The organism is Cohnella baijiui (assembly GCF_020731285.1).
In the GTDB taxonomy this organism is placed as follows: Bacteria; Bacillota; Bacilli; order Paenibacillales; family Paenibacillaceae; genus Cohnella.
Genome location: NZ_JAJFOW010000045.1, coordinates 1 through 12,873, shown reverse-complemented (window position 1 = coordinate 12,873; position 12,873 = coordinate 1). Strand labels below are relative to the sequence as shown.

The following is a 12,873-nucleotide window of genomic DNA, read 5'->3' as shown; positions in this document are numbered from 1 at the left end:
CACATGCAAGAAAAACGGCTTCGCCTACATGCTCGGGGCGAGACGTTCACTTCGGAGATCGTATGTCAATCGGCTTCTCCTTCTTCGCCTGCGGCAGGTCCGTATCTCGTCGAAAACGATTCCAACAAGGATAAAAAATCCAAAAGCCGTAAATCGCAAAACATAAGCTAACTATACCATAACCTTATGCACAAGTACAAAAGGTTTCGAGGCCGCGGCAAGCCGCCCGAAAAGCTTGAGCCCTCTGGGGATAACCGTTCGTTTCAGGCTGTCCCCAACCCGCTCCGCACGCTCATTTCGAGGGGCGCGGCGGGACGTTTTTCGGCCGCGGCTTCCCGCCCCCCGCCCCCGGCGGACCGGGTCTTCGCTGCTGCGGCGGCGCGGGCGTCGAACCTTTGATCAATCCCGCTTTGCGCAGCACGTGAAGTACGCTCTTCTCCATCTCTATATAAGGAAGAGAAAGCGCCGGCTTCCGCACGATCAGGATCATGTCGACGTCTTCGACGATCCGCGATGCGTTCAGCCTCACGATCTCCTTAATCATCCGCCTCATCCGATTGCGCACGACGGCGCCCCCCAGCTTGCTGCTGGCGGAAATGCCCAAGCGAAAAAGGCCGGGTTCCGGTTTGCGCCGCCAATAGACGACAAATTGCGAATTCGCAAACGATCGGCCCTGCCTGTATATGCGGTTGAAGTCTTCCCTGTTGCGCAGGCGCAGCTTTCTCTGCATCTCTTACCGCCCCATCGCCGGCCGGCGAGCCGGTCTGCCAGATTTCTCTCCCATCAGTATGGGCTCTATTCAAAGAAAAAAGACCACCGATGTGGTCTTTATCCTTACGCAGACAGCACTTTCCGGCCTTTTTGGCGGCGAGCTTTCAGAACTTTGCGTCCGTTCTTCGTGCTCATGCGGCTGCGGAATCCATGTACCTTCTTCCGCTTGCTTACATTCGGTTTAAATGTCGGGCCCACTCGTTGATACCCCCTAACTCTCGAAACTCATATGTCCTCATATTTAACCATACAAACGCCCAAAAGTCAATCAAAACCCTGTCCGGCCAAATGTTGGAGATATTCACATGTGTATAAAAAGAGACGAAATCCGACTTATCCCACGAACTTGTCGAATTGTCTCACAATTTATCAACAATATCTTGTGTTGTGCACAGATTTCATCCACAAGTTATTGAAAATGTGGATAACGCGGTGAAACTCATTGTATTCAGCGGGTTCATCTGCTATCATAAGTTCGACCATTCTACGTGGATAACGGATTTTTCCCCGCGATTTATTAACAGGTTGTGTATAACATTGTGAACAAAACCCCCTTCTTATGGACATCTCAGCAAAGAATTCAGGGAATTGTGTGGATAACTCGATCGCGTTGCCATCTTTCGACATTACCGCCGCCCTTCGTCCGCCTGATGGGTTAAAGGAGTGACTTCATGTGGACAGCCGAAACACCGAGATTTGGCAACAGGTCTTATCGGTCATCCAAACCAAGCTAAGCAAGCCCAGCTACGATACCTGGTTCAAGGCGACCAAGGCGAACTTTCTGAACGAGGAAACGGTCGTCGTGACCGCCCCTACGACGTTTGCCGCCGAATGGCTGGAGACCCGTTACACCAAACTCGTGTCTTCGACGCTTTCCGACTACCTGGATCGCCCCGTTGAAGTCAAGTTTGCCATTGAAGAAATCCGCCCTTCGGAGCCGCCGATGCCGCTCTCGCCCATGCCGGTCGTCAAGGCCGTCGCGCCCGATGAGAGCGTCGCCCATATGCTCAATCCCAAATATACGTTCGATACGTTCGTCATCGGGGCCGGCAACCGCTTCGCCCACGCCGCGTCTTTGGCCGTCGCCGAAGCGCCGGCCAAAGCGTACAACCCTCTCTTCCTCTATGGAGGCGTCGGTCTCGGCAAGACTCACTTGATGCACGCGATCGGGCACTACATTCTGGAGCACAATCCGAGCTCGAAGGTCGTCTACATCTCGTCCGAGAAATTCACGAACGAATTCATCAACGCGATCCGCGACAACCGGGGCGAAAGCTTCCGCAACAAATACCGCAACATCGACGTCCTGCTGATCGACGACATCCAGTTCCTCGCCGGCAAGGACGGAACACAGGAAGAATTTTTCCACACGTTCAACGCCCTGCACGAAGAGCACAAGCAGATCATCATCTCGAGCGACCGGACGCCCAAGGAAATTCCGACGCTCGAAGAGCGGCTTCGCTCCCGGTTTGAATGGGGTCTCATCACGGATATTCAGCCGCCGGATCTGGAGACGCGGATCGCCATTCTCCGCAAGAAGGCGAAGGCCGAGAACCTCGACATCCCGAACGAAGCGATGATCTACATCGCCAACATGATCGACTCGAACATCCGCGAGCTCGAAGGCGCGCTCATCCGCATCGTCGCCTACTCGTCGCTGACGAATCAGGACGTTTCGGCCCATCTGGCCGCGGAAGCGCTGAAGGACATCCTGCCGACCGGGCGCAACCGGCTCATCACGATCCAGGATATCCAGCAGCGGGTCGGGGAGTTCTACGGGCTCAAGCTGGAGGACTTCAAAGCGCGGAAACGAACGAAGGCGGTCGCTTATCCGCGGCAAATCGCAATGTATCTGTCGCGGGAGCTGACGGACTACTCGCTGCCCAAGATCGGCGACGCGTTCGGCGGCCGCGACCATACGACCGTCATCCACGCGCACGAGAAGATTACGCAGCAGCTCAAGGTCGACCAGGAGCTGTACAAGATCCTCAACAACTTAACGGAAAAGATTAAAAGTCTGACGTAACGCCGACATCCAGAGACCCCTTGTACGCAACGGGGTCCCGTTTTCGATCGCGCGCCATCCCAAGCGCCGGCCGCCGAGCCGCGTTTGCGACGGATCGCCGAACAGACCTCCGATCCAAGAGGATCGAAAGCCGCCGCCAACCGTCTGAATAACCGTTTCGCCTATGCACAAAGCATGCACATGTGGATAGGCTTTCGTTTTCGCCTTTTTTCGACTTATCCACATATTCAGGCGACCTACTACTACGACTATTATTTTAACCATGCTACAATATGGCGAATCGACGAGGTGCATACGATGAAATTGACGATATTGCGCAACGAATTGAACGAAGCGGTACAGAATGTATCCAAGGCCGTCTCTTCCCGCAGCACGATCCCGATCCTGAGCGGGATTAAGATCGATGCGAACGACCGCGGCGTCACGCTGACGGCGAGCGACACCGATATTTCCATTCAGAGCTTTATTCCGCTCGAACGCGCCGAACAGCAGAACGCGACCGTCCACCGCGCGGGCAGTGTCGTTCTGCCGGCGAAGTTTTTCGTCGAGATCGTCAAGAAGCTTCCGAACGAGGAAGTGAACATCGAGGTCGGCGACCGTTTTCAAACGATGATCCATTCGGGCGCAACCGAGATCCAGCTCGTCGGGCTCGATCCGGAGGAGTTCCCCGTCCTGCCGACCTTGCAGGAGGATCAAGTGTTCTCCATTGCTGGCGACGTACTGAAATCGATGATTCGCCAGACCGTATTCGCCGTGACCACCAGCGAATCCACGCCGATCCTCACCGGGGTGCTGTGGAGCCTGCAGGACGGCGTATTGAAGTTCGTCGCGACGGACCGTCACCGGCTCGGCACCTGCAGAGTCAATCTCGACACCGACCCGAGCCTGCGCTTCTCCGGCGTCGTCATTTCCGGCAAGACGCTCGGCGAATTGTCGAAGGTCATTCCGGACCAGAATATGCTTGTCGACATCGTCGTGGCGGAGAGCCAGGTGCTCTTTAAGCTCGGCAACGTCATGTTCTTCACGCGGATGCTGGACGGGTCCTATCCCGACACTTCCAAGATTATTCCGACCAACTTCAAAACAGAACTGATGCTGCACACAAAATCGCTGAGTGACGCGATCGACCGCGCCTATCTGCTCTCCCGCGAGGAGAAGACCAACATTGTGCGCCTGTCGACGGTCGAGAGCGGCGGCATCGAGATCTCCTCGAGCTCCTCGGAGCTCGGCCGCGTACAGGAGCAGCTTGATGTCACGGAGCTGACCGGCGAAGAGCTGCGGATCGCCTTCAACTCCAAGTACATGCTGGACGTGCTCAAGGTTATCGACAGCGAGCAGCTCTTCATCGGCTTCACGGGACCGATGAGCCCGATCATCATTAAACCGCGGGACCACGAGAACAGCCTGCACCTCATTCTGCCGTACCGGACGACCAACTAAGGAGCCGCGAACGATGAAGGAAATCGACATCTCGACCGAGTACATCCAGCTGCAGCAGCTGCTGCAGCTGGGAGATTGCATCGGATCCGGGGGAGAAGTGAAGTTTTTCCTGCAGGAACGCCAAGTAACGGTGAACGGAGAGCCGGAAAATCGCCGCGGCCGCAAGCTGCGGCCCGGCGATGTGATCGAGGTGGAAGGGTGCGGCACGTTCACGGTCGTCGCCCGCTAGGCCTACGGAAAGGGAGCATCGGATGCAACTGAATCGGTTGGAACTGCACGGCTACCGCAACTTCAGCCATCTGGAGCTGGCGACCGGCGCCGGCGTCAACATCATGATCGGACCGAACGCGCAGGGCAAGACGAATCTGCTCGAGGCGATCCACGTGCTGGCGCTGACCAAGTCGCATCGCACTTCGAAGGACAAGGAATTGATTGGCTGGAGCGAATCGTCCGCCAGGCTGAAAGCTGAAGTCGAGCGCAGGCACGGGACCGCGGAGATCGAGCTCCAGCTGTCCGCGCAGGGCAAGAAGGCGAAGGTGAACGGCCTCGAGCAGCGCAAGCTCAGCGGCTTCGTCGGCACGCTGAACGTCGTGCTGTTCGCGCCGGAAGATCTGGATATCGTCAAGGGTGCGCCGGGTGTGCGCCGCCGCTTCATGGACATGGAGATCGGCCAGGTGCACCCCGGCTATTTGTACGATTCGCACCAATACCAGAAAATCTTGCAGCAGCGCAACAACTACCTCAAGGCGACCGACCCGTCCCGCGCTTCGGCGGACCTGCTCGAAGTGTGGAACGAACAATTGGCGCAGTGCGGTGTTAAAATGATGCAGAGAAGGCAAAACTTTATCTATCAACTCCAACGCTGGGCGGAGAAGATTCACGCCGGCATCACGGGCGGAACCGAACAATTGACGGTGGAGTACAAGCCTTCATTCGGAGGCGGGGACGCCGCGGCCTTCCAAGATCAATCTTCTTTATTGCAGCAATTTATGATAAAGTTAACACAAGGCAAAGATCAGGAATTCCGGCGCGGCACCACGCTCGTGGGCCCGCATCGGGACGACTTGGCGTTCGCCATCAACGGCAGAGACGTCCAAACGTTCGGATCGCAGGGCCAGCAGCGGACGGCCGCGCTGTCGCTCAAGCTCGCGGAGCTCGAGCTGATGCGCGAGGAGATCGGGGAATATCCCCTGCTATTGCTGGACGACGTGTTGTCCGAGCTTGATCAAGAGCGGCAGACCCAGCTGATCGAGACGTTCCAGAGCCGCGTGCAGACGTTCATCACGACGACGGGGCTCGAAAGCGTGAACATGAGCAGGCTGAAGGATGCCTCTATCTATCATGTGCGCAATGGATCGGTGCTGGCCTGAGACCTGAGGGCGAAGAGGAGGCGAAACATGTATATCCATCTCGGCGGGGAAAAGATCATCCGAACGTCACAGCTGGTGGCGATCTTCGACATTTCCATCGAGCAGTCTTCCAAGCTGTCCCGGCAATTCGTCGCGCAAGCCCGCAAAAACCGAGAAGTCGAGACGATCGGCGAAGAAGAGCCGAAATCGATCGTCGTCACGGAAGAGAGGGTGTACTACTCGCCGATCTCGTCGTCTACCCTCAAGAAGCGGGCTCATCATCTGGTGGATTTGTAGCGGTAACGCGTCAACGTAAAGAAGGCGGTGGAGGGATTTGTCCGTGAATTCGCAACACAACTCGTACGATGAGAGTCAGATTCAGGTACTCGAAGGCCTCGAAGCGGTCCGCAAACGTCCCGGGATGTACATCGGTTCGACGAGCGGCAAGGGGCTTCACCATCTCGTTTGGGAAGTCGTCGACAACAGTATCGACGAAGCGCTGGCGGGATATTGCACTCGGGTGGACGTCATCGTTCATGAAGATAATAGCGTGACCGTCGTCGACAACGGCCGGGGCATCCCGGTCGGGGAAAACGTCAAGCTCAAAAAGTCGACGCTCGAAGTCGTCATGACCGTGCTTCACGCCGGCGGCAAATTCGGCGGCGAAGGCTACAAAGTATCCGGCGGCCTCCACGGCGTCGGCGTCTCGGTCGTGAACGCGCTGTCCGAGCACGTGAAGGTACAGGTCAAGCTCCACGGCCAGATCTACCAGCAGGAATATCGCCGAGGCGTCCCTCAATACGACGTCAAGGTCGTCGGTGCGTCGGAGGAGACCGGCACGACGGTCAGCTTCAAGCCGGACCCCGAGATCTTCACCGAGACGACGGTCTACGAATACGACGTCCTCGTCGGCCGGATCCGCGAGCTGGCGTTTCTGAACAAGGGCATCCAGCTGACGCTGACCGACGAGCGGACGGGGATGCACGATTCGTTCAAATACGACGGCGGCATCATGGAGTTCGTACAGTACCTCAACCGGACCCGCGAGGCGCTGCACGAGCAGCCGATCTACGTCGAAGGCGTGAGAGACCACATCGCGTGCGAGATCGCGATGCAGTACAACGACAGCTACACCGAGAACATCTATTCGTTCGCGAACAATATCAACACGCACGAGGGCGGCACCCACGAATCCGGCTTCAAGAGCGCGCTCACCCGGATCATCAACGACTACGCCCGCAAGATGGGCATGATCAAGGAAAGCGAGTCCAATCTGACCGGCGACGACTGCCGCGAGGGGCTGACGGCGATCATCTCCGTCAAGATCCCGGAGCCGCAGTTCGAAGGACAGACGAAGACCAAGCTCGGCAACAGCGAAGTGCGCGGCATCGTGGAATCGCTGTTCGCGGATAAGCTGCTCGAATTCATGGGCGAGAACCCGGGCGTCGCGCGCAAGGTCGTCGAGAAGTCGCTGCAGGCTTCCCGCGCCCGCGAAGCGGCGCGCAAGGCGCGCGAGTTGACACGGCGCAAGGGCGCGCTCGAAGTGAGCTCGCTTCCCGGCAAACTCGCGGACTGCTCGTCCAAGGACGCGTCGATCAGCGAGCTGTACATCGTCGAAGGCGACTCTGCGGGCGGCTCGGCCAAGCAAGGCCGCGATCGTCACTTCCAGGCGATCCTGCCGCTGCGGGGCAAAATCCTGAACGTCGAGAAGGCCCGCCTCGACCGCATCTTGTCCAATCTCGAGATCCGTGCGATCATCACGGCGCTCGGCACGGGGATCAGCGAAGACTTCGACATCTCGAAGGCACGCTACCACAAGATCATCATCATGACCGACGCCGACGTCGACGGCGCGCATATCCGCACGCTGCTGCTGACGTTCTTCTACCGGTACATGCGCAACCTGATCGAGGAAGGCTACGTGTACATCGCGCAGCCGCCGCTGTTCAAGATCGAGCGCAACAAGGTCGTCCGTTATTCGCAGACGGAGGCGGAGCGCGACCGGATCATCGCCGAGTTCGGCGAAGGCGCCAAGGTCAACGTCCAGCGGTACAAAGGTCTCGGCGAGATGAACGCCGAGCAGCTGTGGGAGACGACGATGGATCCGGAGAGCCGCACGATGCTCCAGGTCCGCATCGAGGACGCCATCCAGGCGGACATCATGTTCGATACGCTCATGGGCGACAACGTCGAACCCCGCCGGGATTTCATTAACGCGCATGCGCGTCACGTGAAAGACCTGGATATCTAGCAAGCGTCTCGGCCGCCCTGCGACCCGGAACTTACGCAGCACCCGCCCGCCGAACGGAGTTCGAACGGCGGGTGTTCCTTTTTTAACCATTTAGAATTTATAAGTTTCACTTTTATCATTTCAAAATGGTCTCCGATAAAAACGTCTCGCCCTCATCTGAGGACGGCGAAGCCGTTTTTACTTGTTTACCCCGATGTGCGCCGCCTGCCTCCACGGCGTCGATGGACCCGCTTGGACTTCTTGCGGAAGCGTCCGTAAGCGACGGCGTAGGCGCGAATGCGGCGATAGACGCTTCGGTCCGGCAGGTGCAGAAATATATACGGATCCGGCTTGGTGTTCACTTCGAGGATCCACGGCTTCATGTCCCGGTCGACGGCGACATCGATGCCGACCTCCTTGAGTCCCGGGAACCGGCGCTCCAGCGTCTGGACCGTACGCACCCCAAGGAGATGCAGCCACTTATGGTAGTCGGCAAGGGAGATGCCGCGCTGGGCGCACGCTTCCTTCATCAGCGTCTCGAACGGCATCGGTGTGCCCCCGCTGTGGTAGTTGGTCACGATTTTGCGGGGGTGCGCAAGCCGGCCGATCGTGCCGGTCGACTCCCATCGGCCGGCTGGACTCTGCTGGACCATGACCCGAAAGTCGAAGCGCCGTCCGTTATGGCGCAGCAGCTCGATGCCCTGCTGAACGAGATAATCCCGCGGACGCTTGGCCCGCTGGAGCGCGGCGTACATGGCGTCGAACGACGAGAACCGGTACAGCCGCTCGCCGGATTGAAAGAAGTACGGTTCGGCGGCGGAGGCATCGTACTCGACGCGGATGACGCCGAGGCCGAACGTGCCGCGGATCGGTTTGACGTAGACCATGCCGAAGCGGTGGAGCATCTCTTCCAACGCCGGGCGACCGAATTTTCGCGTATCGGGCACGTAGGTACGGAGTTCGGGGGAAGCGAGAAGGGCGTCGGTCTTCGACCACTTGCTGACGACGCGGCGGATCGGCATAGGGGTTCACGCCACCTTTCCCGTCAACATTATGCTATAATGGAATTATTCATCCTTTTTACTTTATGAAGACACAAGCCATGGCGTACCGTGGCTAGCGACCATATGCGTGCAATGTTGAAGGAGGATCTGCATGGCGGAAGAGCAACGCTCCGCACTTTTCGACCGCGATATCGGGGTCGAGATGCGAGAATCGTTTATGAGTTACGCAATGAGCATTATCGTCAGCCGTGCATTGCCGGACGTCCGGGACGGCCTGAAGCCGGTGCTTCGGCGCATCCTGTACGGCATGTCCGAGCTCGGCATGTCTCCGGACAAGCCGTTCAAGAAGTCGGCCCGTATCGTCGGCGACGTCATGGGCAAGTATCATCCGCACGGCGACTCCTCGATCTACGAGGCGATGGTGCGGATGGCGCAGGACTTCTCGATGCGCTACATGCTTGTCGAAGGCCACGGCAACTTCGGCTCGATCGACGGAGACATGGCGGCGGCGATGCGGTACACCGAGTCGCGACTTTCCAAGATCTCGATGGAGATGCTGCGGGACATCAACAAGGAGACCGTCAACTTCATTCCGAACTATGACGGCGAGGAGCTCGAGCCGGAAGTGCTGCCGGCACGGTTCCCGAATCTGCTCGTCAACGGCACGACCGGTATCGCCGTCGGCATGGCGACGAACATTCCTCCGCACAACCTGACCGAAGTCATCAACGGCGTCCAAGCGCTGATCAAGGATCCGGAACTGACGCCGAATGACCTGATGGAATACATCAAAGGCCCGGACTTCCCTACGGCCGGCTATATTTTGGGCCGCGAGGGCATTCGCCAGGCCTACAACACCGGACGAGGCTCTATCACAATGCGGGCCCGCGCGGAGATCGAGGAGAATAACGGCAAGGCGAGGATCATCGTTCACGAGATCCCCTACCAGGTTAACAAGGCCCGCCTCGTCGAGAAGATCGCCGAGCTCGTCCGCGAGAAGAAAATCGACGGCATCACGGACCTGCGGGACGAGTCCGACCGCAACGGGATGCGCATCGTCATCGAGCTGCGCCGCGACGTCAACCCGAACGTCGTCCTGAACAACCTGTACAAGCAAACGGCGATGCAGTCGAGCTTCGGCGTGAACATGATCGCGATCGTGAACAAGGAACCGAAGGTGCTGAACCTTCGTGACGTGCTGCATCACTACATCCAGCACCAGATCGAGGTTATCCGCCGACGGACCGAGTACGACCTGAAAAAAGCGGAAGCCCGCGCGCACATTCTCGAAGGTCTGCGCATCGCGCTCGACCATCTGGATGAAGTCATCGCGCTCATCCGCGCGTCCCAGACGACGGATCAAGCCCGCGAAGGCTTGATGTCGCGCTTTGGCCTGTCCCACGACCAGGCGCAGGCGATCCTCGAGATGCGCCTGCAGCGCCTGACCGGCCTCGAACGCGAGAAGATCGAAGCCGAGTACCAGGAACTCCTGGCCAAGATCGCGGAATACAAGGCGATTCTCGCCGACGAACAGCTCGTGCTGGACATCATCGATACCGAGCTGGAGGAGATCAAGGAGCGCTTCGGCGACGAACGCCGCACCGAGATCACGATCAGCGACGAAGAGATTTTGGACGAGGATCTGATCCCGCGCGACGACGTCGTCATCACGATGACGCACACCGGCTACATCAAGCGCCTGCCGGTATCCACTTATCGCAGCCAGAAGCGGGGCGGACGCGGCGTCGTCGGCATGGATACGAAGAATGACGACTTTATCGAGCATCTGTTCGTTTCCAATACGCACCACTTCCTCCTGTTCTTCACGAACAAGGGGCGAGTGTTCCGGCTCAAGGCATACGAGATCCCGGATCTCAGCCGGACGGCCCGCGGCACGCCGATCATCAACCTGATCCAGATCGAGCAGGGCGAGACGATCAACGCCGTCATTCCGGTCGAGTCGTTCGAGCCGAACAAGTACTTGTTCTTCGCGACCCGTGCGGGCATCGTCAAGAAGACGCCGCTCGACGATTACGCGAACATTCGCAAAGTCGGCCTGATCGCGATCGTGCTGCGCGAAGACGACGACCTCATCGGCGTCAAGCTGACCGATGGCGACGCCGAAATCGTCATCGGGACGGCACAGGGGATGTCCATCCGCTTCTCCGAGCAGGACGTTCGCTCGATGGGACGCTCGGCGACGGGCGTCAAGGGGATCGCGCTCGACGGAGGCGACAGCGTCATCGACATGGATATCGCCGATCCGACCCGCGACGTGCTTATCGTCACGTCCAAGGGCTACGGCAAGCGTACGCCGGTGACCGAGTACCGCACGCAGTCGCGCGGCGGCAAAGGGATCAAGACGTTGAACGTCACGGACAAAAACGGCTCGATCGTCTCGCTGAAGGTCGTCTCCGACGAAGAGGATCTCATGATCATGACGTCCTCGGGGACGCTCATCCGGACGAGCATGTCGGGCATCAACACGATGGGCCGGATCACGCAAGGCGTGAAGCTCATCAACATCAAGGACGAGGACTTCGTCGCGACGGTGGCTCGCGCTCCGCGGAACGAAGAAACCGATGAACAAGAAGACGAAGCCGCCGAAGGTTCGGCTCCTTCGGAGAACACGGACGCCGCTGAATAGCGGATGATACGGGGAGGATAAGCGGCATGCCGGTGCTGCCCATCGCGCAAGTGCAATCGGGAGACCGCCTGGGTCGGGAAGTCCAGACGGGCTTCGGCAATCTCTTGTTCCCGGAAGGACGGGTGCTGGGCCCGCGCGACCTGGAGATCTTGCAGGCGTACCTCATCCCCAGCGTCGATATCCGGCGTGCAGGACTAAGTGAAGTCGAGGCCGCGGAAGAGGAGGAGCAGCAGCAGGAGACCTCCTCTCCGCTCACGCCTCTCCAACAAGCGTTCTCCAGAATGGAGAAGCTGATGAAGGTCACGTTCCAGATGATGAGTCCCGGTCAGAGACTCCCCATTCTCGATATCCGCAACGGGTTGAAGGAGCTGCTGGAACGTATCGCGGACTATCATGCGCTGACCTTCGTTCCGCCGCAGGAGGTCGCGATCGTGCCCTGGATCCGCAACAGCATCCTGACCGCGCTCACTTCCTATCAGTTGGCGCGCTGGATGAGGATGCCGGAGAAGGACTTGGTTCCGGCAGCTCTCGCCGGCCTGCTGCACGACATCGGGAACACGCGGGTCGATCCGGCCATCTTCCGCAAGCCGGGACGCTTGACCCCCGAAGAAGTGAACGAGATGCGTCAGCACACGGTCTACGGCTTCCGCATGCTCGAGGGTGTCGCATCTCTGAATCAGGGCGTGTCGCTCGCCGCGCTGCAGCATCATGAACGGATCGACGGCAGCGGCTATCCGATGCGGGTGACCGGAGACCGGATCCATCCTTATGCCCGCGTAGTGGCGGTGGCGGACGTGTACCATGCAATGACGTCCACGCGGACGCACCGCGAAGCCCAGTCGCCCTATCTCGTGCTTGAGGAGCTCCAGGCCGAAGCGTTCGGCAAGCTCGATCCGCTGATGGTTCAGACGTTCGTCGAAAAGACGACCCAGTTCCAGAGCGGGATGCTCGTTCAGTTGAACGACAACCGTGTCGGGGAAGTCGTCTTTACCGATCGGCAGCATCCGACGCGGCCGATGGTTTCAATCTTCGGCGAGATCGTGAATCTGGCCCAGACGAGGGACCTGTACATCTGCGCGATTTACTCGCCGTGATTGCCATCGCGCACGTTTATGAAGACCGGGTTCGGCGTTCGCCGAATACCGGTCTTTTCTATAGAGAATGCCGCAAATTTCGCGTTTCCATACGCCTCCCTTACAGGGCTTCGAGAAGCCGCAGTCCTTGCGGGGCAAGGGATTTCGGGTTATTTATAAAAAGAATAAAAAAAGACTTGCATGGGCATGTGTAACGTGATATATTATTTAAGTCGCCGCTGCGAGGCCAGCAAGAACGAGGCCGAGCGCGAAGACAAGATTGCTCCTTGAAAACTGAACATCGAGCGTAAGCTTACAACGGACCCTGTCGCC

10 protein-coding genes and 1 pseudogene are annotated in these 12,873 nt (G+C 58.5%); 8 read left to right on the top strand and 3 right to left on the bottom strand.

Annotated elements, in window-relative coordinates:
* Positions 1-388: 388 nt before the first annotated feature.
* Both rnpA and rpmH read right to left on the bottom strand, forming a co-directional pair.
* A pseudogene (gene rnpA, locus LKX83_RS27180) lies at positions 389-730 on the bottom strand (ribonuclease P protein component); the annotation flags it as partial.
* A gap of 104 nt (positions 731-834) precedes the next feature.
* Complete coding sequence (gene rpmH, locus LKX83_RS27175; RefSeq protein ID WP_084423307.1) at positions 835-969, bottom strand: 50S ribosomal protein L34; 135 nt, start codon at positions 967-969, stop codon at positions 835-837.
* Between the two features lie 475 nt (positions 970-1,444).
* Here rpmH and dnaA point away from each other — a divergent pair, with 475 nt between their 5' ends.
* From dnaA to gyrB, 6 genes are all read left to right on the top strand, one after another.
* On the top strand, positions 1,445-2,797 hold the full coding sequence (dnaA, locus tag LKX83_RS27170) for a chromosomal replication initiator protein DnaA (RefSeq protein WP_227885984.1): 1,353 nt from the start codon (positions 1,445-1,447) through the stop codon (positions 2,795-2,797).
* Between the two features lie 297 nt (positions 2,798-3,094).
* Positions 3,095-4,237 carry a DNA polymerase III subunit beta gene (dnaN, locus tag LKX83_RS27165; RefSeq protein ID WP_227885983.1) on the top strand — a complete coding sequence of 381 codons (1,143 nt, stop codon included), beginning with the start codon at positions 3,095-3,097 and terminating at the stop codon, positions 4,235-4,237.
* Between the two features lie 13 nt (positions 4,238-4,250).
* The gene (gene yaaA / locus LKX83_RS27160) at positions 4,251-4,466 is read left to right on the top strand and encodes a S4 domain-containing protein YaaA (RefSeq protein ID WP_227885982.1); all 216 of its coding nucleotides are present in this window, start codon (positions 4,251-4,253) and stop codon (positions 4,464-4,466) included.
* 22 nt (positions 4,467-4,488) lie between these two features.
* A complete protein-coding gene (gene recF / locus LKX83_RS27155; protein WP_227885981.1) occupies positions 4,489-5,607 on the top strand; it encodes a DNA replication/repair protein RecF in 1,119 nt (372 codons plus the stop codon).
* A gap of 27 nt (positions 5,608-5,634) precedes the next feature.
* Complete coding sequence (remB, locus tag LKX83_RS27150) at positions 5,635-5,883, top strand: extracellular matrix regulator RemB (protein WP_227885980.1); 249 nt, start codon at positions 5,635-5,637, stop codon at positions 5,881-5,883.
* 37 nt (positions 5,884-5,920) lie between these two features.
* Entirely contained in the window at positions 5,921-7,837 is a 1,917-nt protein-coding gene (gyrB, locus tag LKX83_RS27145; protein WP_255654931.1) for a DNA topoisomerase (ATP-hydrolyzing) subunit B, read from the top strand.
* 185 nt (positions 7,838-8,022) lie between these two features.
* Here gyrB and LKX83_RS27140 read toward each other — a convergent pair whose 3' ends face one another.
* A complete protein-coding gene (locus LKX83_RS27140) occupies positions 8,023-8,838 on the bottom strand; it encodes a YheC/YheD family protein (RefSeq protein WP_227885978.1) in 816 nt (271 codons plus the stop codon).
* Positions 8,839-8,971: 133 nt separating this feature from the next.
* Between LKX83_RS27140 and gyrA the strand changes: the two genes are divergently transcribed.
* Positions 8,972-11,467: a DNA gyrase subunit A gene (gene gyrA / locus LKX83_RS27135; RefSeq protein ID WP_227885977.1), complete on the top strand. Its 2,496-nt coding sequence runs from the start codon at positions 8,972-8,974 to the stop codon at positions 11,465-11,467.
* A gap of 26 nt (positions 11,468-11,493) precedes the next feature.
* Positions 11,494-12,561, top strand: coding sequence for an HD-GYP domain-containing protein (locus tag LKX83_RS27130; protein ID WP_227885976.1), 1,068 nt, complete (start codon positions 11,494-11,496; stop codon positions 12,559-12,561).
* The last annotated feature ends 312 nt before the right edge of the window (positions 12,562-12,873 follow it).

Excerpts from the sequence above, each read along its gene's own strand:
- dnaN (WP_227885983.1), top strand. The coding sequence starts at position 3,095 with ATGAAATTGACGATATTGCGCAACGAATTGAACGAAGCGGTACAGAAT.
- yaaA (WP_227885982.1), top strand. The coding sequence starts at position 4,251 with ATGAAGGAAATCGACATCTCGACCGAGTACATCCAGCTGCAGCAGCTG.
- recF (WP_227885981.1), top strand. The coding sequence starts at position 4,489 with ATGCAACTGAATCGGTTGGAACTGCACGGCTACCGCAACTTCAGCCAT.
- remB (WP_227885980.1), top strand. The coding sequence starts at position 5,635 with ATGTATATCCATCTCGGCGGGGAAAAGATCATCCGAACGTCACAGCTG.
- LKX83_RS27140 (WP_227885978.1), bottom strand. The coding sequence starts at position 8,838 with ATGCCGATCCGCCGCGTCGTCAGCAAGTGGTCGAAGACCGACGCCCTT.
- gyrA (WP_227885977.1), top strand. The coding sequence starts at position 8,972 with ATGGCGGAAGAGCAACGCTCCGCACTTTTCGACCGCGATATCGGGGTC.
- LKX83_RS27130 (WP_227885976.1), top strand. The coding sequence starts at position 11,494 with ATGCCGGTGCTGCCCATCGCGCAAGTGCAATCGGGAGACCGCCTGGGT.